This window comes from Arthrobacter globiformis (genome assembly GCF_030815865.1).
In the GTDB taxonomy this organism is placed as follows: domain Bacteria; phylum Actinomycetota; class Actinomycetes; order Actinomycetales; family Micrococcaceae; genus Arthrobacter; species Arthrobacter globiformis_B.
In genome coordinates this window covers 2,748,728-2,772,612 of sequence record NZ_JAUSXI010000001.1, presented here as the reverse complement: position 1 = coordinate 2,772,612, position 23,885 = coordinate 2,748,728, and the positions used below count along the sequence as shown (strand labels likewise).

The following is a 23,885-nucleotide window of genomic DNA, read 5'->3' as shown; positions in this document are numbered from 1 at the left end:
TCATTTTTGTGTCAAAAATGATTCTCCTGTGAATCCACGTTGAATGGAGTGTGCGATGAGAGCTTTGGTTAGTGGCGGAACTAGCGGCATAGGCGCGGCGACATGCCTGAGAATTGCAGAGGCGGCCCTTGCTAGGGGCGAGCAGCCGATGATTGCAGTGTGTGGAAATGAATCGAACAGCAGCCAAGAGCAGGTCGTTCGTTCAATCCAGTCATTGGGAGGTACCGCCATCGCATTGGCGGGCGACCTCGGTGATCCAGAGGTGCCAAGTAAACTGGTAGCAGCTGCGGTAGCAGAGTTTGGCGGGCTGGACGCACTGGTAGCGAATGCGGGGATCGCAAGCCCTGGTGCCATCTGTGACGTGTCCATTGAGGACTGGGACGACATGTTCTCCGTTAACCTCCGTGGCGCGTGGCTTCTTGCCAAAGCAAGCCACCCGCATTTGAGGGACAGCCGCGGTTCCGCTTGTTTTACCTCTTCAATGTCTGGCCAGCTACCACATGCCGGATCAGGCGCTTACAGCCCCAGCAAGGCTGCACTGACAATGCTGGCCCAAACACTCGCGCTGGAATGGGCACCGGACGGAATACGCGTAAATGTGGTATCCCCAGGTATGACTCATACACGCATGACGGAAAAAATGTATGAAGATCCCCAAATCAAGAAGGCAAGGGAAGACATTATTCCGTTGTCAAGGATTGGGGATCCCAAGGACATTGCGAACGTGATCGAATTCCTTGTAGGCCCTCTATCGGGTTATGTTACTGGGCAAGACATCTGTGTCGATGGTGGCTTCTCTAAGTCCATTCTTAGCCATATCCCTGGTCGGCCCAGCTCCAAATCGTGATGCCCGACCTGTAGCGGTACCTCGGCAACTGCCCTAGCCGTCGCCAGCGAACAGCGGCAGTCCGCCACCGCAGCGCCGACCGCCACCGGCGAGCCAGCCCCAGGCATTTGCCCTGACTCACTATGGCGGGTCAGGGCGCCGTTGCGCTTGGGGCCGTCCCGCTCGGCCGTCCTGCCGTCGTGCTCGGCTCGACGGTTCCGGTGCCTGCTGCCGCACCGCCGGGGAAGGCCGACGGTGCGGGGGTCTCGCCCGATTCGGCCGACTGCCGCACGCTCCACAAACGCCGCGGCGGCCGCCCAGCGCGCCTGTGAACTCCGGGGGTGTCCACGCGTTAGAAGACCCGGCGCGTAGATGGGAGCGATGCCTTGTCAGATTCGCGTACACCCCAACCTGACAAAGTGACCCATGTGCCTTGACCTTCTTTAGGGGGCATAAAACCCGGTCGGATTCCGCGACGGCCGTCGCTGAGGAGGCGGCGGGATCATCGGCCCGAAAGCAGGCCGGTGCGCGGGGCAGCTTCCGCGACACCGTTTTGAGGGCTCTTCAAGGTTCATGGGGAAAGGGATTCCCGGATGAGTGTCATGCCGCCGTACGGACGGCACTTCTCATGAGAATAACCGATTTGTAATTGGCCGGGTTCCGGTAGCCGCGGGCAGTGCGTTTGATGTGCTTGATTCCGGTGTTGTTGGCCTCGACCTTGCCTGTGGTGGCGCCGGTGACGATGAGGACTTCAATCTCCTTCCACCACCTGCAGACCGTGCGATAGAGCTTGTTTGCCTCCGGGCGCCCGGCCGCTTCCACGAGCGCCTTGAGATCCTCTTTCGCCGCGGCGGCGTCGGCGAGGGAGCTCATGCGGAGCAGTATCCGCAGCTGTTCTTTGACTTTCCACACGGCCTGCAACTTGCCGGTCGGATCGTCGGCGGCGAAGACTTCTTCCAGGCGGTGGGCGGCCTGCTCGGAGAGCGTGTCTCCGGCGCGCAGGAGCAGCATCCGGTGGGCCCACGCCTTGTCGATCCCGCGGCCGCGGCGGCCCTTGACCTGCTGGGACAGGTTCTGTCGGGCCTCAGTCATGGCCTGGTTGCCCAGGGAGACCAAGTGGAAGTGTCAACGGCCACGGCGGTGCGGGGAAGCCACATTCTCAACGCCTTGCGGAACGCGGCCGACGGGTCGATCGCGACCACCTGCACTCCGAGCCGCCAGTCCAGGGGACGGGCGAAGAGCCAGTCCCCGACGCCCTTGTGGTCCCGGCCATCGACCACGCCCAGGACCTGGCCGGTGTCTAGATCCACGATCGTGGTCATCCACGGCTCATGCCGAGTCCACGAGCTCGACTCAGGGTCGCGGAAGAACCGCATGGACCGGAACCGGTGTTCATCGATACCCAGCATCCGCGGACTGAGCTCATCCACCTCGGGCAGCGTGAGAAAACAGGCTTCGTTCAGCGCGGCTCGGACCATTCACCAGGACACCGCGAACGCGGTGGCAGTCTCGGACACGGCACGGCCGGAACTGATGACCGCATCAACGACCTGGTCGCGGAGCCGGCTGGTGGAGCGGGCACGGCGCGGGACCTGGGCGGTGGATTCAAAGAACGAGAGCCGCGGGCAGGCCTGTTCCTCGCAGTGCCAGCGGTACTTGGACCAGAGGACTTCCACGGCGCCGGCGACGGGGATGTCCCGGATTCGCTGGAAGCGCCGTTCCTTCCGCCTCGTTGCAACGACACCGCAGGTCGGGCAGCCCGGTGGTTGGTCGGTTTCGACGACGACCCGGCGCCTGCCATCGTCCAGGACGGTGACGGAGGTGACGCGGTAGTCGGGCAGGTTGAAGATGCTGGTGGCAGCGTCGGACGCCACCCCGGTAGGCTCGTTCAAGGCTCGTGGTCCTGTTCCTGGTTGAATGCTAGACACACTCATCCCAGCAGGGCCACGGGCCCCTTTTTTAGCTACGACACGGAATCAATTCCCCACCAACCACGAAGAGCCGGTTTGAGTCTGTGTACTGATGACGTCCAAGGGACCGGCTTGGAGCTGGACGTAAGTTCGCCCGGGTTTCAGAATCGGCCCGATGCCGTTCATGACCTCAACCCACAGTCCCCAATCGATCACAGCAAACTCGGTGATACCGCCAGGACAGAACGGGTTACCCCCGTCACGACCGATGTCTTCGTCGGGGATGCCGGAGCGGGCGCTCCGCAGTGCAGGGCGTCCAGCGCAAGGGCGGAATGCCGCACCGACAGCGAGCTCGCGCCTAGGGGCATCAATTTGTACACGTCGATCACGGCTTCCTCAGGCATGGACGTGAAACCACCCTCGATACCCTGCTGAAAACGGGGAAGAAGCGTATTATCCCGAAACTGCTCCCAGCTCGCCTTCGATTCGTGGACGGCCAGAATCGTCCAGCCACCCGTGGAAGGACCAGCCGCATGAAAGATCTGCCCGGCGGGCAAACGCCCTTCCCCTGTATGAACAGCGGCAATAGAGGCTTCGTACTGCTCCTTAGTGCCCTCCGCAAAGCAATGGGTATGCGAAGCCGAGAAGTACAGCTATATGGGGCGTGGTTACCGGCTCCAGCTCGCGCTCGATCCAGCGCAAGGCCACGGCCACCTCGTATCCCCGGTAGTACACAGGCCCCGGTAGTACACGGGCGCATTCATCGGTATCCCCGCCCTGACAGCACACCGGGCGCTGACCTCACCGAGGACGGCCCTGCCGGGCTCTCTCCCCGGAGCCTTGGGGGAACGAACGGTACTGGTTACCGGTGGCGCAGGCGCAGTGGGCCACGCGGCCATTGAGCTCGCAGCGTGGGCCGGAGCAACGGTCATCACGACTCTCAACCGAGCACGGAAAGCTGAACTCGCGCGCCTCGCCGGAGCCCATCTGGCAATCAACTAACGCAACAAGAACGTGGTGGCTGCCATCCTCCAAGCCGCCCGGGCGGAGGAGTCGACACCATCATCGACGTTAACGCTGCAGCCAATATCGACTCCTAGACGCGAGACAAGAATCGCTACTGGACATCCCAGCAGCACTTCCTCGCTAACTTCATCTCCAATGCCCTCAGAACAAGACGCTGGAGCCTTCACATCGCTCTTGCTGTCCAGAACTTCTGACCGTGTTGAAGCGCCATGCTCCAATCGGATGTTCCAGGTTCATCGCACGCCAAACTGCTCGCGTGCGTCGTCAGATCGACAGGCATGCAGCCCAACGTTACTGCCTGGTAAGGGTTATTTTCGCTGCATGCATCGACTAACCTTTTCGATTGTGGCCCGGGGCAACGATTTGGGTCAGAAGCTTGCGGAGGATTGGAATTATGGCAAAGGCAGTGACGTTTTCCGTGACGGCTCTGCCCAGGAACGGCGCACAGGACAGCTTCCGCGACACCGTTCTGGGCCTGCGGACAGATGACATTCAGGACTGCATCCTGTCCGTGTTTCATGTCAGCGACTCGTACGCCCTGTTCAGCGGCCAAGCACTGCCCGCCCCACACACGACCAGCAACACCGCGCTCCGCGCCTACCTGCTCCGCCGGCTCGCCGGAGACGATGCCGGACTGGACTTCGACGTGAAGATTGCGCGGGTTTCAGAATCCACGTTCCCGTTCATGAACTAAACCACGAACGCTGTGCCTGGAGTGAAGGTCGCCTCGCCGACGCCTCAGTGGCAGAGGGAACAGGCACTGCCCTGCCTCCCGCACTCCCGTCCGCATATCTTGACAAAATCACCCTTATTGGACTTTAAGCGTGGTTCACCGTGCCGGCCGGCAGCAGTATGGATCGTAGCTGGGTACCGCTCGCCTGGGCTCTCAGGTTGACGAAAGGTCCAATATCGGCGTTCTGGAATACACGACTAGGGTCCTTGAAGGCGCATAGCGAAACGCGCGTTCAAGCCACAGCAGCCACGTAATCACAAGGTCCTCGGTTACGCGGTCAGGGCGGACTTCGGCAGCTAATGACGGGCCCCGTGCGCAGTTTGGTCGCGCAACTCTGCGACTTCCAGACTCTGTCACTCTGTAGAATTCAGCCGCCGATAGCAGCGCATACGTAACCCGGAAGCCGGCAAATCGCATCTGGCGCGACTTTGCTTTGGTGCAGCGGCTATGGCCTTCACCGACCAAGCAGCGGTCGCGACCGCGAATCGTGCACCGCAGGCCCGGGTCCTGCTTTTCAACAAAGGCGCACGGGGGCTGTCAGCATCCAACTTTGGACAGGATCGCCGTCATAGCAGCCCGGACGCCAGTGCTCAGGGTGGGTTCCAGGGCGGGGGCGAAATGTGGCGAGTGATTGCCGGCGATGTGCCCGTCAGCCTTGAGCATCTCGGCGGTATAGCCTCCGAAGGTCCAGTAAACCGAGGGGGCAGAGATAGCTGTTGCGAGGGTCCCGAAGTTTTCACTGGCCATCATCGGCGGAATCTCGCGGACCTCTTCCTCTCCGATCATGACCCGAAATTCCTGGAGAAGTTGATCTGTCGCCGTCGGATCGTTGTAGCACAGCGGAAAAGAACACAGCTCCTCAATCTCAGGGGGCGGCGCGGAGGATGCTTCTGCCTCTGCGCGGATGATTCGGCGGATTGATGCCAGCACGGCTTCGTGCACTTTCTGGTCGAAGGTCCGTACGTTTATGGTGAAGTCGGCAATGGCGGGAATGATGTTTTCCTTCAGGCCCCCATAGAGGTTCCGATTGTCACGACCGCGGACTGCATGGGGTCCAGCTCACGCGAAACGATGGTCTGCAGCCGGACCAACATGTGGGCCCCGAGCATGATCGGGTCGATCGCTTCTTGGGGCTGGGAACCATGCGCCTGACGCCCGTGCACGGTGACCTTCCAGGAATCGGCCATGGCCATAGCGGTACCGCGGCTGATGCTTACCGTGCCAGCCAGACTCGGCACGACGTGCTGGCCGTAGATTATCTCCGGTGTGGGAGCCCGGTTCCACAGACCATCGTCGACCATCGCCTGGGCTCCGGCCGCCGTTTCCTCCCTCGGCTGGAAGAGGAAGACGACTGTCCCGGCCCAGGCATCGGTGGCATCCGCGAGCAAGACCGCCGCAGTCAGCGCTGCGGTGATGTGCATGTCATGGCCGCAGCCGTGCATTACCGGAACCTGAGTCCCGTCAGTCAGGGCAGAGGTGGCCTGACTGGCGTAATCAAGTCCTGTTTCCTCCTTGATCGGCAGACCGTCGATGTCGGCCCGGAAACCCACGACTGGCCCCTCGCCGTTGCGCAGTACGCCGACGACGCCCGTCCCGCCACAGCTAAAGGTCTCGGCTGCGATGGCAGTGAGATGGTCGGTAATGAGCCTTGCGGCCCGATGTTCCTGCATGGACAGTTCGGGGTTGGCGTGCAGATGGCGGTACAACTTGTGCATCCGGACAGTCTCGTCGTCGGTGAGTTCAAGATCCCGCACGGCATTGCCCATCATGTGTTGCCCTTCTTCGATTGGATATTTGTACTGTCCACAGAAGTTATAGTCGCGTCCGCCAGCCATCATGGGCCCGCTGTGGAACGCTAAGGGATGGCGGCAGTCGGCTGTGGGCGCTCCAACCGCTGGGAAGAGTCCGCAGAGCGGCGTCGGTGGAGGGCGATCCCAGGCTCCAATGCAGTGGCCTCGTCATAGGTCAGAAGGGCCCATTTGGGGGTCCACTCCGTGACTACCGCTGATTGACGCGCCGAAACGGAACGCAGGATCTGAAGTCGAATGGCGGGCCTATTGCCCGCGTACGGGGCCAATCCGTCTTACTATGGCGGGAAGAACCCGGTTCCGGTGATCTGCAGATTCGCCCTTGCCGGCCGGCGGGAGCATGGCCGCTGTTCATCGGCGGCTGACAGCCAGTTCCGAGCAGTCCAGGCGCCGGGTCACTCGACAGGGGCGGATAGGAACCGATCGATGTCAGGGGATGCCGGCGCCGGCTCCCGTCCTCGGGGTTGCGTGCTGCGATTCCGCGTGCCGGCGGCAGAGACACTTGGCCGTTGGCGCGTGGGCCACGGGGCTAACGACCCTGGGAACGTGATGCTCCTACCGGAGATTCGTCCCGGGGCACAGGATCATCAGCTGTCGGTTTTGGCGATATGCACGTCGCAGGGAGCGTTGTGTGGGACGCTGCTTGCGACGCTGCCGAGCACCCGCCCGAGCCCCTGCATGCGCTTGTTGCCCACGACGATCATTCGGGCGTTGTACTTTTCCGCTTGTTTGAGCAGCGCTTGGGCTGGTGTGCCGCACACCGCGAGTAGGCGACCTTGAGTTCGCCTGAGCTGAGGTCTACGCCCACGTTTCTGGCGACCTCTTCGGCGTTATCTTCGGTCGAGACGACCTATTGGTCACTCCCGGTACCGAATACGACGGTGCGGTCGCCGTCGAACGCTGTTACTACGTGCAGTGCGGTTCCGAGCACCGGCGCCAGGTCGGGGCAGATTCCGCGGTGTGCGCGTCACCCGACACGATGTTGACCATTTTTCCGTTTCGCTGTCCTATGAGGTCCGTTTTGGACTACCCGGGAGCAGTCCTGTGCCAGCCGGAACTGAACGACGCAGACCCTCTACAGGCACGTCTCGCCGACTGGGGAGCTGCGCCCTGATGGCGAAAAGCTGCTACTACGGTAGCGGCCATACGGGTTCAAGCGGCCTGGTCCTGCAGGTTGCTTTCTACTGGCCGCCCTAGTCTCCTTGCTGTGATCGCTAGGGGAGGATTTTGTGGATGACGGAACCGTCACCGTGAAAGATTAGGTTTCGGTTTTGCCCGTCGATCCAGACCCAAAAGTATGTTGCGTCCTCGCCTACGTCGTCCACGGTGCCCTGCTCGTGCGCGAACCCGCTCCGTTTGACGGTGACTCGATCACCTGGGTTTAGGTGGACCCAGTTGTGATAGCTGAGGGGGCGGGCTTTGGTCTCAAGCGTCAGGACGTTCGGCATCTGAGTGTCAGCGTTCATGTTGCTCCTTCCCGGCTTAATCAAGCTTCTGTGTAAGAGCGGGCGGGGCATGCATATGCGTGCACGCCCCGCCCGGTTGCCTTTGGTACTACGCGGGTCAGTTTTGAAGTTCTACGCGTGCTTGGGTACGGCTGCCACCTCGGCCGGGCCCTTGTTCATCTCGTCTGCGACCAGTTTCTTCTGCACCCGGCGCGCCCAGGAGGCAGTCACGATCGGGCAGAGCACCGCGGAGACGACGACCGACGCTGCCACCAGCACGGTGGCGTGCTCTGCCGCCGGCGCGTAGACGGGGTTGGCCGTGGCGACGATAGCGGGGACGAGGGCCGCGTTTCCGGCTGTGGTGGCTGCGGCGAGACCGGCAACACCGTCACCGCCGGTGAGTTTGTCGGCCAACAGCAGTACCGCGCCGCCGACGAAGACCACGAACAGTCCAAGGGCGATGCCGAGCAGTCCTGCTTCGACGACGGCGTTGAGGTTGATGGTCAGGCCGAGGGCCAGGCCCAGGAACGGCACCATTGCCGGCACCAGCGGTGCCAGGAGAAGCCGCATGTTCTTGTCCAGGTTTCCCAGGAGCATGCCCAGCGCCAGCGGGAGGATCGCGCCGACGAGTGCCTGCCAGGGGAATGCAGCGAGACCGGCTATGCCGAGGGTGACCATGGTCAGGAAGGGCCCGGATTCGAGCGACAGGATCGAGTAGGCCCCGGCGTCGCGTTTGCGGCCGAACTGTCCCATCAGGGAGATGTAGAGCCCGCCGTTGGTGTCGTTCAGGGCGGCGACGAGCGCGAGGGTTGAGAGGCCTGCAAGGATCCCGGTTTCGATGGGCGCTTCGCCGAGGAAGCGTCCGGCGATGATGCCGATGAGGATGGCGAAGAGGATCTTTGAGCCGAGGAGCACCCCGCCCTTTTTGAGGATGTAGGGGGTTGATTTGACTTCGAGTGTTGCGCCGAGGCAGACGAAGAACACGGCCAGGAGGGGCGGCAGGCCGGTGAAGAAGGCTCCGGTGAAGGAACCGAAAAACTTACCGGCGTCTGGGGCCAGGGTGTGGATGACGGCGCCGATGCCAAGGGGCACCAGCATCATTCCGCCGGGGATTCTCTCCAGGGCTTTCTTGATGGGAATCGACATTGATTTCTCCTCTGAATGGCTTTGGGTGGTTGGGAGCTGCACGGGTCGGACCGTCAGTTCCGTTGTTGGGTTGGGTTAGCCGAGGCCTGGGATGAGCAGGACTTTGCAGGCGTCTCCGGTGAGCAGTTCGACGGCTTCGTCGATTTCGCTGAGTTTCTTGCGGTGCGTGATGAGCCAGTCGAGCTCCAGCTTTCCGGAGTCCAGCAGCAGCAGGCTTTGTTCCCAGGTTTCCCAGAGCCGGCGTCCGAAGATGCCGCGAAGGGTGATGCCTTTTTTGTTGATGTAGGCGGCGATGTCGACTTCGGCGGGGCGGCTGGGGTGTCCGACGGTGATGACGGTGGCTTCGCGGCGGACGGCTTCGAAGAGGGTTGTCAGGGTGCCCGGGGCTCCGGAGCATTCGAAGGCGACGTCGAAGCCGCCGCGGCGGCCGGTCAGTTCGCGGCAGCGTTCGATGATGCCGTCGTTGGGGTGAAGCGCGGTCGCGCCGAGTTTTTCGGCTTGGGCCCGGCGGTAGGGGTTGGGGTCGACGGCGATGACATGGCTGGCGCCCATGAGCAGTGCCAGGTTCACGACGACGAGGCCGACCGGGCCTGCGCCGCTGACGAGTACCGCCCGGCCTGCGACGGAGTAGTTGGCGCGCTGGATGGCATGCACGGCCACACCGGCTGCCTCGAGCAGGGCACCGGATTCGAGGGACAGGCCGGTGGGGAGTTTGACGCAGATGTCCTGCGGGACGGCGGCGTATTCGGCGAAGACGCCGTCGATGTGCATGCCGAGGATCCCTGTGCGTTCGCAGGTGTGGGAGTCTCCGGTGCGGCAGGGGAAGCATTGTCCGCAGGTCAGGTGGCTTTCGAGGGCGACCTGGTCGCCGACCTGCAGTCCGGTGACGCCGGGGCCGACCTCGACGATGGTGCCTGCGCCTTCGTGGCCGAGGGTCACGGGGAGGTTGAGGTTGAAGGCCTGGGCGGAGGGGGTCCATTCGTAGAGTTCCCGGTCGGTGCCGCAGAGGGATGCGGCGCCTACCTCGATGACGACTGAGCCTTCTGTTGCCTTGGGGTCTCCGGCGTCGGTGACGTACGTGACGCCTCGCTCTGCTGCGTTCTTGACTACTGCCCGCATGGGGGCCGCCTTTCGTTGATTCTGGAGATGCTTGGAGAATGCTTGGTGGGGTACTAGCCGGAAAACTAGCCGGCGAAGCGGTGCAGGATATCGCTGGGGCCGACCTGTCCCCCCTTGAGCAGCAGCCGGCATCCGGCGACTGCGGAGGCGCCGTCGGCCTGCAGGATGGGCCCGGCTGTGACGAACTGGTCGGAAACGCGCAGCTGGCGTACGCCCATGGCGATGAGTGCATGGCTGGAGGTGTCGCCACCGCAGACGGCGATGTCGCGGGTTAGTCCGGCATCGGCCATCCTGGCGGCGATGCCGCCGATCAGTGCTCCGACGTAGCCCGCGTCCACCGGTCCGGTGACCCCGTAGCGTGGGTCACCGGCGCCCCGCGTGGTGTGCACGACGACGTTGCGGCCGGACCGAAGTGCGGCCGAGACGTGCTCATCGAGGGCGGCCACAAGCCTGGAGTCATCGCGCTGCAGCAGCTCGGCAGGTACCGGAACGTCCTCCCAGCCATGGGAGAGCGCGTCGTTAATCTGTTCTGCTGTGGTGCTGGACGCTGAGGCGCTCACGGCCAGCACGGGTCCCGAGGGCTGCTGCCGTCCTGGTGTCCGGGGAGCCTGGTCGGAGATGGACCGTGCTAGTGCAGCCATGATGCCGCCGGATCCCACCACGATCGAAGGACCGTGACCGTGTTCCTCGCGCTTGAGCGCTTCGGCAACGGCGTCCATCTGGTGTTCGTCCACGGCGTCCACCACGAAGGCCTGCGCCCCGGCTTCCCGCCGTCGATCCGCCCAGGCGTCCTTGAAGGTGCCGTCATCATAAGCGGGCAGATGGATGGCCCCCGGCATTTCTCCGCCCCCGAGCTGTTCGGCCAGGACCTGGCGCAGGTCGGCTTCGTGCATGGGGGTGGAGGGGTGCTGTGACATGACTGGGTGGCGGTCCAACCGGTAGATCTGGCCCCCGTGGGTGGCGTAGTGGTTGCTGAACGCGGTGTATCGGCCGAAACCTGGCTGGGCGGGCACCACGGGGATTGCCCCGTGCAGGGCGAACTGCTCATGGAGCAGCTGGATCCCGCGGCCGATGCTGCCGACAGTGATGGAACTGTCGAACGTGGAGCAGACCTTATATAGCAGCACCTCCACATTAAGCGCGGCCATGCCGGCCAGATCCCTGCTAACCAGATTGTCGAACGCTGTTCCGGACAGGGAGCGTGCGGGCCCGGCGAATCCGACGACGTCAGTGTCTGTGGGCAGCGGTGCGTCTCCGATGACCAGGGCTGCTTCCAGTCCGTAGCGGTGGGACTGGGCGAGGACGTCGGCGGCTCCGGTGAGGTCGTCCGCGACGAAACCGAAAGCGGGCATGTCAGGCGTCTTTCCCGAAGGTCTGGACAGCGTGCAGGAGTGCATTGTCCCCCGTTTGTGCCAGCTTGTCCGCTGCCGTCTGCAGGGGTACGCCCTCCACAGCCGCTTCCCACGCCTGGCGCAGGCTCTGCACTCCGGCGCCGGGACCGTCCGGGTGGGCTGCGACACCGCCACCGGCGAGCATCATTAGATCGGTGGACCCCACCGCGTCAAAGGTGGGTCCGGGGGTGGTGACGTTCTGCCCGGAGGACAGGACCGGAAGCGGTGTAATCGTCTCTCCGAGGGGCTCGAGCAGGCTACGGATGTTCGACGCGACCTCTTCGTCCAGCTCGTAGAACTTGCTGCCCAGCCCGCTGGCGTGCAGGTGGTCGGCGCCTGCGAGGCGGGCCATCTGCTGCCAGACCCGGTAATCCATGCCCAGGGCCTTGGACCGCATGGAGGCGGCCAGGCCTGCACGGTGGCCGTGGATGGGAACCTCGGCGAAGCTGCGCAGCAATGCCAGGGCCGGCATCCCCATCACGGGGATGTTCAGCATCACGCACCGGCCACCGGCTTCAACAACCAGGTCATGGCGCTTATGCAAACCGGCGAGATCACCGGTGATGTTGAAGGCATACATGGTCGAGTGGCCCGTGACCTGCTCAGCGGCGCGAATTTCCTCGGTGGCGACCGCGACCCGGCGTTCCAAAGGCAGATAGGCCGGATCAGTCATCAGCTCATCGTCCTTGATCAGGTCAATGGATGCCATCGCCAGATCCCGGACGACCAGCCGGAATTCCTCTTCGGAAAGACCCACATTGGGCTTGACGATGGTGCCGACCATCACTCCCTGAACATCGCTGATGAGCTTGCGGGTGCCCTCGATCCCGAAGGCCGGGCCGGGGTGGGCTGCTACGAAGTCCTCCGGCAGAACAATGTCCTGCAACCGGCAGGCATAAAGATCGCCAAGCTCGAAGAGATTGCCTGCGATTGCTGTCTGCAGGGTCGCCAGATCGGTGCCGACGTTCTCCATCGGAAAGTCGACGGTCACCAGAGCCGAACGGACCTTCTCGGGGTTCGCCCGTGACGGCAAGGAGGGGCGGCAAAAGCCGAGCTCCTGAACATCCACGATGCGCGCGGCGTGTCGCTCCCGGATCCGGGCTGATTCGCCCGGCACTGGCAGGAAGGTGCCGCTGGACTGTTCGCCCGCCATGATGGCCGCGGCCTTCTCCGGGTCAATTTCGGATTCTAGGTAGTAGGTGCAACGCACCGAGCGCGGGTCGCGCATGGACTCTCCAATTCGGGGGGACTTGAAACTTACGTATCCGACTGTCATCTGCAGGTACTTTCACTTCGCTCACGCGCCGATGCGGGTTCAAGCTGACTTCGGACTTCGTATCCACGGCATCTCCTGTGATCCGCGAACCGAAGTTGTACGTACCTTTGATACGTACAATAATGGGTGGTGTAGGTCACGTCAAGGCCGCCTCGTTACTGCCCACCATGGGAGAGCAGCGGGACGGCTAAGATTTGCACAGTGGCAGAGGAGTCAACGTGAGTTTGGAACCAGCAGTAACAGCGGCAGAGCAGCCGGGACGCACCAGCCCTCTGAACCGGGAGGACGGAGGTCCTCTCCACGCCCAAATCCGGGACATCCTGCACCGTCAGATCGTAGATATGGGGCTGTCTCCGGGCTCTTCGTTGCCTACCGAAGAGGAGCTGCAAAGGCAGTTCGGCGTCTCCCGCAGCGTGGTTCGCCAGGCTTTGTCCGGCCTCGCCGACCTCGGCCTGATTCGCCGGCAGCGCGGCCGAGGCAGCGTCGTAGCCGCAACACCAGTCCTTCGCCGACACGTGCAGCGCGCCGGCGGCTTGGACGAACAAGCCGCAGCACACGGCCAGCGCCTGCGCACTCACGTCCTCGCCGTGGAACCATCGGAGCCGCCCCTGGCCGGCGTCGAGGCCCTCAATACGACCAATACCTGGAAAATCGAGCGGGTTCGCTACCTCGATGACCTTCCCGTGGCTTTCATGCGAACCTGGGTCCCCCGCGACTTCTTCCCGCACTTCACCGTAGAACTGCTGGAAAACGCGTCACTCCTAAGCCTGATGCGCGACCACGGATACCACCCCGCCGGTGGACCCCGCCAGGTTCAGGCAGTGTCTTCAGATCATGACCTGGCCCGGAAGTTGAACATCAACACCCGGGAACCGCTGCTCCTGCTTCAAGGCGTTACCCGCGACGCTCTCGGCCACGGTCTCGAATGGTTCAACGTCTGGCATAGCCCCAACACCGTCTTCGACGTCGATGCACAAGTCACAACGCAACCCGGGCGCGTCTCCCAAGAGAACATCCGGCGCCTACGGAACCTGACCCAGCAACTCGAATCAGAACTAGCCGATCTCGAGCGAGGCGCACACTAGAAAGCAGCCATCCTCTACTGCGACACTCATCGCAGTGGAACTCTGAAACCTAACGTCCCGCGGGAGCGCAACAGCCGAGCAAACCAGGTCATGCGTCCAACTTGGTGTGTCTCATTACCGACGTGTTCTTAATCCCAAGGGTTTTCGAGAGGGGCACGAGTGTTGCAGTGAGGGAGCGTTACTGGGCAGGACAAGAAACTTGAACCCCTACAGGCGCCCGATGCCCACGCAGCCAGATCATGGGTCGGCGGTCGGCGCGTCCTGAGCGGAGGGGGAGGGGGCTGGATCTGGGAGCTGAGAATGCGGAGCTTGTCGTGGGTGGGTGAGCCCGGTTCTGCGGACCACATGATCACTTGCTGGTCGGGGTCGCCGGCCCACTGGAAGGCGTCCCAGTCGATGGTGAGGTCGCCGAGGTCGGGTGGCGGATGGTCTTGGTGCCGAATTCCTGCCGGGCTTCCAGGTGTGGGTTCTTCACGGAATCGTCTCTCGCTGCTGGTTGAGTGCGATGCGCCCGGGACGGGTATGTCCCGGACACGACAAGGGTTGCGGATCAGGTTCGGCACCCGGAAGTGTCAGGCGGCGAGGTGGGTGCGGAAGAACCGGGTCACGTTGGCGACGGCGTTGTCCATCTGCTTCGGCGAGTCGTAGTAGTCGTAGTGGTTGCCATCAGACCACACGAGTTCCTTTTCACCCTGAACAGCCTCGTGGAGCGCCTTGGCGTTCTCCGGCAGGGCGCTTTCGGAGTGGACGACGATCGTCGGAGTCGTGATGGACGGTGCCTGACTCAGTGCACCAAACGAGAGCCAGTTCGCCCAGGACTGCACGTCGAGTTCGTTCCTGTACTCGGGAACGTTTCCCCGGGCCTCGTTGTCGTAGTAGTCGAAAGCCCCCCTCTATCGGGATGTCGTTGGCCGCATCCTTATCGGTCTCGCTGTAGACGGTATTGGTCGTCGCTGCGCCGGTCTCGTCGTACTTCTTCTTGGCCGCGGCCGCCTGCTCGCGACGTGTGGCCATTCCGTCTTCGCCGTAGGTGGCAGTGAACACGTCCTCGTTGACGAGGAACCCGGCGATGGTCGCCAGCCCCTTCACGCGCGAATCTTGGCCGGCGAGGTAGGTCGCATTGTTGGCCGAGGTGCAGACCCCAACCATTCCGACAGTCTCAACGTAGGGGAGCCCGGTGAGGTAACTGACCGCCGCCTGGAGGTCGCTGAGCTTCTCGGCCGGCACCTCGAGCTGACGCGGAGTCCCTTCGCTCTCGCCGTAGTGGGCGTAGTCGAAGGACAGGGCAACGAAGCCCTGTTCAGCAAACTTCTCGGCGTACGTTCCCGCCATCTGCTCTTTGACCGATGTGAACGAGCCCTCGACGATCACTGCCTTGTAGCAGCCGTTCTCATCGAAGTTCTCGGGGGTGAAGAGGTTGCCCGCCAGGGTCAAACCGTCACGGTCGAAAGTGATTTTGCGCTTCAAGCTGTCGTCCTTACTCAATTGTGTTTCCCGCACTACGCGCACTGTTAACAGTGAAACAAGGTACCCGTGGGGGTGGGTCTCTCCGCCGGCGGACGCGGCTGGTGGCCACATATAAAAGACTCTCTCTTAGCGTACGGACCGACAATTGGAGAGATTTTTCCTAGGCAGGATCACGCCCCTCCCGCCCGCCGCTGGCGGCGTTCGCGCGGCCCTTCAGGCCGCCTCGGCGAGGGGAACCCAGAGTGAGCCTGCCCTTCGAGCGTTCGGATACCAGGACCCACGACGGGAGGCGACATCGTCACCGAGGAGCAACCCTCTGAAGGGGATGGAACTGCCTTGAATGAGTGTGACCCCTATCCAAGCAAGACTGCGCGGGTTCCAGCACGTCCAAATTAGGGAGACATGAACCCGGTAGGATCTTTCCACTGTGGTCATTCATCGTGAGAAGTCGAAACGCGTAGGAATTATTGATGTCGCCCGCGAGGCGGGGGTGTCAACGGCGACGGTGAGCTTTGTGCTTGCAGGGAAAGAGCCGGTTGCCGACGCCACGCGGGAACGGGTCCTGGAGGTGGTTCGCCGGCTGGGATACCAGCGAAACCGTCACGCGCGGGCACTGCGCCGCGGAGCACCGCGGTCCCTCTCGGCCGTGGTGCCGGATGTGACTAACCCGTTCTATGCGGAGCTGATCGCGGCCATCGAAAACGCGGCAAGCAGCCAGGGCTGGATGCTCTCGCTCATGAACTGCCAGCTGGATCCCGCCCGGGAAGTGTCCTACCTCAACACAGTGTTCGACGAAGTCCCGGACGGGATCATCTACGTCCCCATGACGAGCGACGCTGTCCTCGATGTTGAATCCCGGTTCGACTCCGGCCCGCCGATTGTGATCGTGGACGAGATTACCTCCCATGCCGGCGTCGGCGCCGTGTCCGTTGACAACGAGGCGGGCGCCCGCATGGCGGCCCGGCACTTCCGCTCGCTCGGACGCCGACGCGCGCTGGTCACCGGCCCGCCGCAGGGGCTGCCAACGTCGCAAAGCCGCAGCACCGGCTTCATCGACGAGGCCGCCAAAGTGGGTCTCGAAGTGGCGCATGCGGCATTCGGCCAGGTCCGCACCTCCGACGCCGGCGCTGTCGCTGCCGATTTGCTGCTCCGCGACAGAAGCATCGACGCCTACTTCGCCGGAAACGACTTCCTGGCCATCCAGGTTCTCTTCGAACTGCAACGCGCCGGCCTGCGCGTGCCCGAGGACATCGCGATCTGCGGCTTTGACGGGATCGCCTGGGGCCAAATGATCACCCCACGACTAACAACCGTGCGCCAGCCGATCGACCTAATCGCCAGTGCAGTCATTGACCTCATCTCGAAACCGGTGGACGAGCATCACGAGATCGTCCTGCCCGTCGAATTCGTGCGCGGCCAAACAACTTAGAGCTGAACCGTTGTCATGTCAGGACATTAAGTCTAATGTAACTATCTAAAGCTTTAGATTGGCTTTACCCCTTCCAATCTAAAGCTTTAGATTCCGCACAACGACGTACGAAAGGACTGCTCATGCAGCTCGGCCTGATCACTGACTCGCTCGGCTCGCAACCTCTGGAGAAGGTACTCGATACTGCCGCCGGGCTCGGCCTCGACACTGTGGAGATCGCGACGGGCAACTGGTCAGAGTCCCCGCACGCACGCCTCGGCGAACTCGTCTCGAGCGCTACGGCGCGCGAGGCCCTCGCCCAGGCCATCAGCTCACGGGGCCTCACCCTGAGCGCGCTCAACGCGAACGGCAACCAGCTCCATCCCGTGACCGGCCCCGCCCAGGATCGCGTAGTGCGCGACACGATCAAGGTCGCTTCTGAGATGGGTGTTCCCACCGTCGTGCTGATGTCCGGACTCCCCGGCGCGCGCGGCGAGAAGTCACCCAACTGGATCACCACGTCATGGCCGCCGGAAACACTCGAGATCCTCGAATACCAGTGGACCGACATCGCAGCGCCCTACTGGGAGGAACTCGCCGGCTTCGCCCGGCGCCACAATGTGCGCCTTGCCGTTGAGATGCACGGGCGCCAACTCGTCTTCAATGTGGCCACCATGAAACGGCTCCAGGGCATTGTGGGCGACGATGTGGTGGGCGCAAACCTCGATCCTTCACATCTCATGTGGATGGGCGCGGACATCCTCGCAGTCATCCGGGCTCTGGGGTCATCGATCTTCCACGTGCACGCAAAGGACGCCCGCATCGAACGGGCCAACGCGGACATCAACGGCATCCTTGACACCCTGCCGCCGGCCCGGACCGGGGAACGCTCCTGGAACTACGTGACGCTCGGCCTGGGCCACCCCGGAGGCGCTGCTTTCTGGGCTGACTTCATCTACACCCTGCGCTCCGTCGGATACGACGGCCCCCTAAACATCGAGCACGAGGACGTAATTGTGAACTCCGGCGAGGGCGTCCGCAAGTCCGCCGAGCTTCTTCGCTCCGTAGTGCTCCGCGACACCCCGGACTGGGCTCCCGCCCGCATCTGACCCACCACTCCAACAAAAGGACCGCCCATGCAGACGAAGACGTCTCCTGCCTACCAAAAACCAGACACCGCAGGACCAGCCGGCCCGAAACTCGGCCTCATCACCGGGATCGCCACCCTCGGCGGCCTCCTCTTCGGATACGACACCGGCGTCATCAGCGGCGCCCTACCCTTCATGACGCTGCCCGGAAGCGAAGGCGGGCTGGGGCTCAACCCCGCCCAGGAAGGTCTCGTTGCCGCCTCCCTCGTCTTCGGAGCCGTGTTTGGGGCGCTCTTCGGCGGACGGCTGTCCGACCGTCAGGGCCGAAAGCGCAACATCATGCTGCTCGCGGTGATCTTCTTCGTCGGCGCCATCGGATGTGCGCTGGCGCCGAACACCGCCATGATCATCATTGCCCGCTTCGTGCTCGGTCTCGCCGTTGGCGGAGCCTCCGCAACCGTTCCGGTTTTCCTGGCCGAGCTTGCCCCTGCCTCACGGCGCGGACAGATCGTGACAGTGAACGAGCTGATGATCGTGACCGGCCAGCTGATCGCCTATAGCTCGAATGCGCTCCTTGGATCAGTCTCCAACGACGGGCACATCTGGCGGTGGATGCTCGTCCTCGCATCCTTGCCGGCTGTACTCCTCTGGCTCGGCATGCTCCTTGTTCCGGAATCCGCACGATGGCTGGTCAGCAAGGGGCGCATCGATGAGGCGCGCAAGTCGTTGTTCCGGACACGACCGGCCGAAGCGGTCGAGAGCGAGCTTGACGAGATGCAGGACATGGCGGCGCGCGATGCAAAGATCGGACAGGGCAGCTGGCTGGACCTGCGCACTCCGTGGATCCGGAAGCTGGTTTTCCTGGGCGTCGCGATCGCATTCCTGTCCCAAACGACGGGCGTCAACAGCATCATGTACTTCGCACCCACTGTCCTCATCTCCACCGGGCTGGACACGCAGGCATCCCTGATCGCCACCATCTGCAACGGCGTCGTGTCAGTTCTCGGCACCCTGCTCGGCATCTACCTGCTCCACCGTGGCGTTGGGCGCCGGCCGATCATCATCACTGGCCAGGCTGGCCTGACGATGGCCCTCGCCCTGATCGGTATTTTCTTCCTGCTGCCCGAGTCGACGCTGCGCTCCTACCTCGTTCTGGCGGGCATGCTGGTATTCCTCTTCTTCATGCAGGCCTGCATCGGTCCGATCTTCTGGCTTCTGCTGGCGGAAATCTTCCCGCTGCGCATCCGTGGATTCGCGACCGGACTCGCCGTGTCCTTCGTGTGGATCGCCAACACAATCGTGTCGCTGGTCTTCCCGATCCTCATCCACGCTATCCAAGGCTCCACGTTCTTCCTCTTCGCCGCCATCAACATCGGGACACTCATCTTCTACATCCGCTCAATCCCCGAAACCAAGGGCCGCACGCTCGAACAAGTGGAAGAAGAACTCACCCTCCGCTTCACCGGCCCCATCCCCCTCCCCAAGCAGTAACAGCCAGGCACTCGAAGCCCTGACGAGTCCGCGCTGGTGCAGGCACAGCTGGCATGAAACCACACCCCAACTACCTGGGAAGGAAGGAGGTATTCCCATGGCAAGCACAACTACCGAGTGGTCAGCCGAGTCGGCGAGGCTGAGGAACCAGCAGATGCAACCTGTCGGCACGCGAGGTTGTTCTAGGCCACAACGTGTGCCTGCCAGGGTCTGTCAGATTATCGGTGGGTCTGGCCTGGCTTGTGGTTAGTTGATTCTGCCCTCGAATGCGATCGCGAACGCGTTCAAGGCCGGCTTCCACCTCGTGGCCCATCGTGCCCGGCCCAGCCCTGTGGGGTCAAGGGAACGGGTCACGAGGTAGAGGCATTTCAGCGCCGCAGCGTCGTTCGGGAAATGACCACGTGCCCGTACCGCGCGCCGGTAGCGGGCATTGAGGGACTCGATCGCATTCGTCGAACAGATCACCCTTCGGATCTCGGCGTCCCAGTCCAGGAACGGCGCGAACTCGGCCCAGGCGTTGCGCCAGAGCCGTCCAATCGCCGGGTATTTGACCGCCCATTTAGCCTCGAATTCTCCGAAACGCTCCTTCGCGGCGGCCTCGGTCGCGGCGGTGTAGACGGACTTAAGGTCCCGGGAGAGTTCGTCCCAGTGCTGGCGCGGCGCGTAGCGGAAAGTGTTGCGGATCAAATGGATCACACACGTCTGAACCGTGGCCTGCTCCCAGACCGTAGTGATCGCCTCGGGCAAGCCCTTGAGGCCATCACAGACGGCGATGCACACGTCCTCCACGCCGCGGTTCTTAATCTCGGTCAGCACCCCGAGCCAGTACTTCGCGCCCTCGCCGCCCCCATCTCCAGCCCAGATTCCGGGGATGTCGCGTTCACCGTTCACGGTGACGCCCAGGACGACGTAGAAGGGCTTGTTGCGCACCTGCCCGTCGCGGACCTTGACGTGAATCGCATCGATGAAGATCACCGGGTAGACGCGGTCAAGGGGCCTGTTGGCCCATTCGGCCATCTCCTCCGAGACCTTCTCGGTGATCCGGCTGATGGTGTCCTTGGAGACGGTGGCGCCATAGACCTCATCGAAGTGCGCCGCGATTTCTCCGGTTGTCAGGCCCCGGGCCGTCAGGGACAGGACGATCTCGTCGATCCCGTCCAGGCGGCGCTGGCGTTTCTTCACGATCTGCGGTTCGAAGCTGCCCTCGCGGTCCCTGGGAACATCGATCTGAACGGGGCCGATCTCTGTGAACACGGTCTTGGACCGGGTCCCGTTGCGCACGTTCCCGTTCTCGGCCGGCCCGTGCCTCTCGTGGCCGAGGTGCTGGGTAATTTCCGCCTCCAGCGCGGTCTCCAGCACGTTCTTCGTCAGGCCTGCCAGCAGCCCGCCAGGGCCCAGCAGGCTCACGCCCTGCTCGCGTGCCTGCTCCAGCAGCGCCTCAGCGAGCTCCTTCTGATCGATGATCTCTCCCGTCATGGGATCGATCATCTCTGCGGTCTCGGTCATAGCCTTGCCTTTCGGTCAGGCCACGCCGTTCCCACCGTTTATCTTACAGTCCCAGATCGACTCTTCTATGGTTGTCAACGTAGTAACGGCTGGAGACTGTTGCATTGAGTGTGCGGTAGATCCGCCAGGCAAGGTAGCGTTTCACGCATCGACGGATTACTTTCTTGGTTCGCCCTTCTGCTTGCCGTTTCGCTACGTATTCGATGGTCTCTGGATCGAAGGCCATCCTGGTTAGGGCAATCATGTGAAGGGCTTTATTCAGAGTCCTGTCGCCGCCGCGGTTGAGCCTATGACGGACGGTATGTCCAGATGAAGCGGGAATGGGGTTGACCCCGGCCAGGGAGGCGAAGGCGGCCTCGGAACGTACCCGGCCCGATGAGACCAAGCGGTAGACAGATGGCTGCCGTGACGGGTCCGAAGCCGGATTCCTGCAGCAGCGGCGCGGCTTCGCTTACCTCAACCAGTTCGGGGATCCGGGAGCCGTTTGTTTCGATCTCAGCGTCAAGGTCGCCGATGCGCTTGGCCAGTCTGACCGCTTCAGAGCGGGCCACCGACACCGCAAGAGGTTCTCCGCGGATCCGCCATCGGGACACTTCCAGTATCTGACTTCCGGTCAACGACTTGCGCGCATCCAAACCCAAATCATTGATCGGGAGCAGGGCCGTCAAGGCGTTCACGGTCCTGGTCCTGTCGGTGGTCATTGAATGACGCGCACTGACCAGGACCCGCAACGGCGCGCGGACCCCTTCGTTCAACCGTGGCCGGCGCAACTGCCTCTCTTCCAAGGCAAGGACGGCAGAAGCGATTCGGTGCGCGTCCAGCGGATCGGACTTGCCAACCCCACGACGCGGCAGGGCGTCCATGCGCTTGGCTTCGGCGACCTGGTAGCCGGCAGCTGCGACAGCCCCGGCCAGCACGGCACCATAGGAAGCCGCGCCCTCGATCACCCACAAGGTGGCCAGATCGGCATCGGTGCGACGAGCGACCCAAGCGATGGCGCGGTTGATTCCGGCACCCTTTGTGGGGAACTCCCGGGTTTCGAGGCGCTCACCGCCGGCCGTGGCAATGATGGCATACACGTGCTTCCGGGCGTGGGTGTCGACGCCCACGACAAACGGGTGGGAATACGCAACGATAGTCATAGCGGCTCTGGCACCTTCCTCATTTCGCGGACACCGTCAGGCCGTTACGGGCCGGTACCAGTCCGGGTAGAGGTCACTTCGGAACAGCACTGTGACGAGCCACGCCTCGCACGGGGGCGGACAATCTTCTGATCAAGTCACCGAGGTGGGCCGGGCAGGTGCCGGCCGCCCACCCAACGGACGGACATGTCGATAACAGGACACCCGGACGGGGCCAAGCGTTTAATGAGTCACGTCCGCGGGGCGGAACGGCCTGCAACTACTCTGCCAGCCAATCCCAGACCACCCACCCCAATCCTCACAGGCGTTTGAAAAACGCCGCGGGAGTGCCTGCAAAAGGGACAGTTTCGTGCCATCGTTCGTGGCGTTCTCTCCCAACTCAAGAACCTCGGAACTGCTTGGCCAGCGCCCGGTTCACTGCGGAGATGTCCAGGAAGGCAGGGTCAAAAGGCGCGTCCGACCCGGTAATGTCGGCAACCCATGCGGCCTGTTCGGCGTAATCAGGATGGGAAGGGTCGGCCAAGGCATCCATGATCTCCTCGTAGGCGGGAAATCCTCCGGAGTCTTCCAGCGGGCCGCGTCTGGCCCCGTGGATCAGCCCGGCCGGTGGACTGTCATGTCCGCGGGCCGGCAGGAAACCAGCTCGAGCCGGCGAAGCCAGCTGTCACCAAAATCGTATTCGTAGAACGCGGCACCTGCACCCAGCGCGAGCAGCTGATCCAGGGAGCAATCCTCCTCGGGCCTGTCATCCGGCTCTTCGCATTCCTGCCCGGGAAGCCACTGCAGGGCTTCCGGAACTTCGCCGTCGACCGGCCACAGCGGCGCGAAGGGATCCTCCGCTGTGAACCTGTGCAGGTGCATGTCCTCCCAGCCAAAGAGTGCCTGCAGGACCTGATGGACCTGATTCAGGGTTATGGTGCTTCGGATCTCGAGCTGGCGCCAAATAGCAGGCTCGCTGTCGACCAGCGCCACGCGAACCTCCAGGAACGACTCCCGTCCAACCCTGATCCCGGCCGCGAGTTTGTCCATGCAGCACATTCTTTCAGACCCCGCTGGCCCTACTCCGATCACGTCGTGACCTCTCCCCCGCCATCGCCGGTAGCTTGACGAAAGGCCTGCAACGCAGCAAATGTCAGCCATGAAGCACCCTCCCCCGTTGTGCAGGCCCACATTGTCCTTGGTCATGGGCTAGCAAAACGGTCTTTGCGGCAAGGATAGGGCCCTCCCCCGCCCTAGCGGGGTGCGTCCGTACTTAATGGAGAAGTAGAAACCGAAAGCGCTGATAGCCGGCCTCATGCACGCTGGTCGCCCGAGGCAACAGAAGGGGCAACATGTTGACTGCCCACCTCATATGATTGGATGCACCGCGGTTCGCGCCCTGATTTGGGCAGCAGCGTGTTGCGCGATTCGCAGATCATCGCGAGGCACGCCCAGTTCAAGAAGATCCGCGTGGTGGCGCTATCGCAAATTCTCGCGCTCACTGCAGAACTCGAGACCATTTCCCGACACAAAGCCGGTACCTCCGCGACAATAACCACTTAAGAAGCCCGGTCGTGAGCCCGCGTTCCCGGAGGTATTGCCAATGAGGCAACAGGCAAGTCGTGTCGTCTCCCGGAGGGCGCATTGCGCCCCTGATAGGTACTCGAAGCCAGGCTGCCGCAACCTCGTGTGGCCGTCCTCCGGGAGCCCAGCCTTTGACCAATCTCTTGCCCGCCCTCACTGCTGGCACATAGGCTCATGGTGTGAGTGGCGGGGACGGCAATCCGAAAAGCGTATCCGGCCCGCGACCCGTGAAGGAAACAGGCATGGCAACAGGTACGGTCAAGTGGTTCAACGCCGAAAAGGGCTTCGGTTTCATCGCCCCCGACGACGGAAGCGCTGACGTGTTCGCACACTTTTCGGCAATCGCATCCAGCGGTTACCGCTCCCTCGACGAGAACCAGAAGGTTCAGTTCGACGTCACCCAGGGCCCTAAGGGTCCGCAGGCGGAGAACATCCAGCCGCTCTAAGTGGTTGTC

20 protein-coding genes and 3 pseudogenes are annotated in these 23,885 nt (G+C 62.9%); 7 read left to right on the top strand and 16 right to left on the bottom strand.

What is annotated here, in order from left to right:
- The first annotated feature begins 55 nt into the window (after positions 1-55).
- The gene (locus QFZ33_RS12660; protein WP_307027931.1) at positions 56-847 is read left to right on the top strand and encodes an SDR family NAD(P)-dependent oxidoreductase; all 792 of its coding nucleotides are present in this window, start codon (positions 56-58) and stop codon (positions 845-847) included.
- 579 nt (positions 848-1,426) lie between these two features.
- Here QFZ33_RS12660 and QFZ33_RS12655 read toward each other — a convergent pair.
- The 3 genes and pseudogenes from QFZ33_RS12655 to QFZ33_RS12645 all read right to left on the bottom strand — a co-directional run bounded on the left by QFZ33_RS12655 (position 1,427) and on the right by QFZ33_RS12645 (position 3,293).
- Positions 1,427-2,148, bottom strand: a pseudogene (locus QFZ33_RS12655) (ISL3 family transposase).
- 156 nt (positions 2,149-2,304) lie between these two features.
- Complete coding sequence (locus tag QFZ33_RS12650; protein ID WP_307027929.1) at positions 2,305-2,718, bottom strand: transposase family protein; 414 nt, start codon at positions 2,716-2,718, stop codon at positions 2,305-2,307.
- A 230-nt stretch (positions 2,719-2,948) separates the two neighbouring features.
- On the bottom strand, positions 2,949-3,293 hold the full coding sequence (locus QFZ33_RS12645; protein ID WP_307027927.1) for a hypothetical protein: 345 nt from the start codon (positions 3,291-3,293) through the stop codon (positions 2,949-2,951).
- Positions 3,294-4,156: 863 nt separating this feature from the next.
- Between QFZ33_RS12645 and QFZ33_RS12640 the strand changes: the two genes are divergently transcribed.
- Positions 4,157-4,456: a hypothetical protein gene (locus QFZ33_RS12640; RefSeq protein ID WP_307027926.1), complete on the top strand. Its 300-nt coding sequence runs from the start codon at positions 4,157-4,159 to the stop codon at positions 4,454-4,456.
- 576 nt (positions 4,457-5,032) lie between these two features.
- Here the strand turns inward: QFZ33_RS12640 and QFZ33_RS12635 are convergent.
- The 7 genes and pseudogenes from QFZ33_RS12635 to QFZ33_RS12600 form a co-directional block, all read right to left on the bottom strand.
- Positions 5,033-6,261: pseudogene (locus QFZ33_RS12635) on the bottom strand (amidohydrolase).
- 629 nt (positions 6,262-6,890) lie between these two features.
- The gene (locus QFZ33_RS12630) at positions 6,891-7,064 is read right to left on the bottom strand and encodes a universal stress protein (protein ID WP_307027924.1); all 174 of its coding nucleotides are present in this window, start codon (positions 7,062-7,064) and stop codon (positions 6,891-6,893) included.
- 453 nt (positions 7,065-7,517) lie between these two features.
- Positions 7,518-7,769, bottom strand: a complete 252-nt coding sequence (locus QFZ33_RS12620; RefSeq protein ID WP_307027922.1) for a hypothetical protein — start codon at positions 7,767-7,769, stop codon at positions 7,518-7,520.
- A 111-nt stretch (positions 7,770-7,880) separates the two neighbouring features.
- Positions 7,881-8,894: a 2-keto-3-deoxygluconate permease gene (locus QFZ33_RS12615; protein WP_307027920.1), complete on the bottom strand. Its 1,014-nt coding sequence runs from the start codon at positions 8,892-8,894 to the stop codon at positions 7,881-7,883.
- A gap of 75 nt (positions 8,895-8,969) precedes the next feature.
- Entirely contained in the window at positions 8,970-10,013 is a 1,044-nt protein-coding gene (locus QFZ33_RS12610) for a zinc-dependent alcohol dehydrogenase (protein WP_307027918.1), read from the bottom strand.
- A 65-nt stretch (positions 10,014-10,078) separates the two neighbouring features.
- Positions 10,079-11,365, bottom strand: coding sequence for a four-carbon acid sugar kinase family protein (locus QFZ33_RS12605; protein ID WP_307027916.1), 1,287 nt, complete (start codon positions 11,363-11,365; stop codon positions 10,079-10,081).
- A gap of 1 nt (position 11,366) precedes the next feature.
- Positions 11,367-12,632: a RuBisCO large subunit C-terminal-like domain-containing protein gene (locus tag QFZ33_RS12600; protein ID WP_307027914.1), complete on the bottom strand. Its 1,266-nt coding sequence runs from the start codon at positions 12,630-12,632 to the stop codon at positions 11,367-11,369.
- Positions 12,633-12,898: 266 nt separating this feature from the next.
- On the opposite strand from QFZ33_RS12600, the gene QFZ33_RS12595 reads away from it, so the two are divergent.
- The gene (locus tag QFZ33_RS12595; protein ID WP_307027912.1) at positions 12,899-13,765 is read left to right on the top strand and encodes a GntR family transcriptional regulator; all 867 of its coding nucleotides are present in this window, start codon (positions 12,899-12,901) and stop codon (positions 13,763-13,765) included.
- A gap of 128 nt (positions 13,766-13,893) precedes the next feature.
- On the opposite strand, the gene QFZ33_RS23970 is transcribed toward QFZ33_RS12595, so the two are convergent.
- Complete coding sequence (locus tag QFZ33_RS23970) at positions 13,894-14,328, bottom strand: MmyB family transcriptional regulator (protein ID WP_373427271.1); 435 nt, start codon at positions 14,326-14,328, stop codon at positions 13,894-13,896.
- Between the two features lie 124 nt (positions 14,329-14,452).
- The gene (locus QFZ33_RS12590) at positions 14,453-15,232 is read right to left on the bottom strand and encodes an alpha/beta hydrolase (RefSeq protein WP_307027910.1); all 780 of its coding nucleotides are present in this window, start codon (positions 15,230-15,232) and stop codon (positions 14,453-14,455) included.
- A gap of 427 nt (positions 15,233-15,659) precedes the next feature.
- On the opposite strand from QFZ33_RS12590, the gene QFZ33_RS12585 reads away from it, so the two are divergent.
- The 3 genes from QFZ33_RS12585 to QFZ33_RS12575 all read left to right on the top strand — a co-directional run bounded on the left by QFZ33_RS12585 (position 15,660) and on the right by QFZ33_RS12575 (position 19,219).
- Entirely contained in the window at positions 15,660-16,661 is a 1,002-nt protein-coding gene (locus QFZ33_RS12585; protein ID WP_307027907.1) for a LacI family DNA-binding transcriptional regulator, read from the top strand.
- Positions 16,662-16,783: 122 nt separating this feature from the next.
- Complete coding sequence (locus tag QFZ33_RS12580; protein WP_307027904.1) at positions 16,784-17,749, top strand: sugar phosphate isomerase/epimerase family protein; 966 nt, start codon at positions 16,784-16,786, stop codon at positions 17,747-17,749.
- 27 nt (positions 17,750-17,776) lie between these two features.
- The gene (locus QFZ33_RS12575; RefSeq protein ID WP_307027901.1) at positions 17,777-19,219 is read left to right on the top strand and encodes a sugar porter family MFS transporter; all 1,443 of its coding nucleotides are present in this window, start codon (positions 17,777-17,779) and stop codon (positions 19,217-19,219) included.
- A 246-nt stretch (positions 19,220-19,465) separates the two neighbouring features.
- Here the strand turns inward: QFZ33_RS12575 and QFZ33_RS12570 are convergent, their stop codons facing one another.
- The 4 genes and pseudogenes from QFZ33_RS12570 to QFZ33_RS12555 all read right to left on the bottom strand — a co-directional run bounded on the left by QFZ33_RS12570 (position 19,466) and on the right by QFZ33_RS12555 (position 22,896).
- Positions 19,466-20,725, bottom strand: a complete 1,260-nt coding sequence (locus QFZ33_RS12570; RefSeq protein ID WP_373427270.1) for an IS256 family transposase — start codon at positions 20,723-20,725, stop codon at positions 19,466-19,468.
- Positions 20,726-20,768: 43 nt separating this feature from the next.
- A pseudogene (locus QFZ33_RS12565) lies at positions 20,769-21,867 on the bottom strand (IS110 family transposase).
- A 379-nt stretch (positions 21,868-22,246) separates the two neighbouring features.
- Positions 22,247-22,438: an IS1096 element passenger TnpR family protein gene (locus QFZ33_RS12560; RefSeq protein WP_307031797.1), complete on the bottom strand. Its 192-nt coding sequence runs from the start codon at positions 22,436-22,438 to the stop codon at positions 22,247-22,249.
- 23 nt (positions 22,439-22,461) lie between these two features.
- A complete protein-coding gene (locus QFZ33_RS12555) occupies positions 22,462-22,896 on the bottom strand; it encodes a plasmid pRiA4b ORF-3 family protein (protein WP_307027900.1) in 435 nt (144 codons plus the stop codon).
- 776 nt (positions 22,897-23,672) lie between these two features.
- On the opposite strand from QFZ33_RS12555, the gene cspE reads away from it, so the two are divergent.
- Entirely contained in the window at positions 23,673-23,876 is a 204-nt protein-coding gene (cspE, locus tag QFZ33_RS12550) for a transcription antiterminator/RNA stability regulator CspE (protein WP_104046164.1), read from the top strand.
- Positions 23,877-23,885: the final 9 nt, after the last annotated feature.

Bases quoted from the DNA above. Each gene is read 5' to 3' on its own strand.
- QFZ33_RS12575 (WP_307027901.1), top strand. From the start codon at position 17,777: ATGCAGACGAAGACGTCTCCTGCCTACCAAAAACCAGACACCGCAGGA.
- cspE (WP_104046164.1), top strand. From the start codon at position 23,673: ATGGCAACAGGTACGGTCAAGTGGTTCAACGCCGAAAAGGGCTTCGGT.
- QFZ33_RS12610 (WP_307027918.1), bottom strand. From the start codon at position 10,013: ATGCGGGCAGTAGTCAAGAACGCAGCAGAGCGAGGCGTCACGTACGTC.
- QFZ33_RS12660 (WP_307027931.1), top strand. From the start codon at position 56: ATGAGAGCTTTGGTTAGTGGCGGAACTAGCGGCATAGGCGCGGCGACA.
- QFZ33_RS12605 (WP_307027916.1), bottom strand. From the start codon at position 11,365: ATGCCCGCTTTCGGTTTCGTCGCGGACGACCTCACCGGAGCCGCCGAC.
- QFZ33_RS12615 (WP_307027920.1), bottom strand. From the start codon at position 8,894: ATGTCGATTCCCATCAAGAAAGCCCTGGAGAGAATCCCCGGCGGAATG.
- QFZ33_RS12555 (WP_307027900.1), bottom strand. From the start codon at position 22,896: ATGGACAAACTCGCGGCCGGGATCAGGGTTGGACGGGAGTCGTTCCTG.
- QFZ33_RS12620 (WP_307027922.1), bottom strand. From the start codon at position 7,769: ATGAACGCTGACACTCAGATGCCGAACGTCCTGACGCTTGAGACCAAA.
- QFZ33_RS12600 (WP_307027914.1), bottom strand. From the start codon at position 12,632: ATGCGCGACCCGCGCTCGGTGCGTTGCACCTACTACCTAGAATCCGAA.
- QFZ33_RS12580 (WP_307027904.1), top strand. From the start codon at position 16,784: ATGCAGCTCGGCCTGATCACTGACTCGCTCGGCTCGCAACCTCTGGAG.
- QFZ33_RS12640 (WP_307027926.1), top strand. From the start codon at position 4,157: ATGGCAAAGGCAGTGACGTTTTCCGTGACGGCTCTGCCCAGGAACGGC.
- QFZ33_RS12570 (WP_373427270.1), bottom strand. From the start codon at position 20,725: ATGACCGAGACCGCAGAGATGATCGATCCCATGACGGGAGAGATCATC.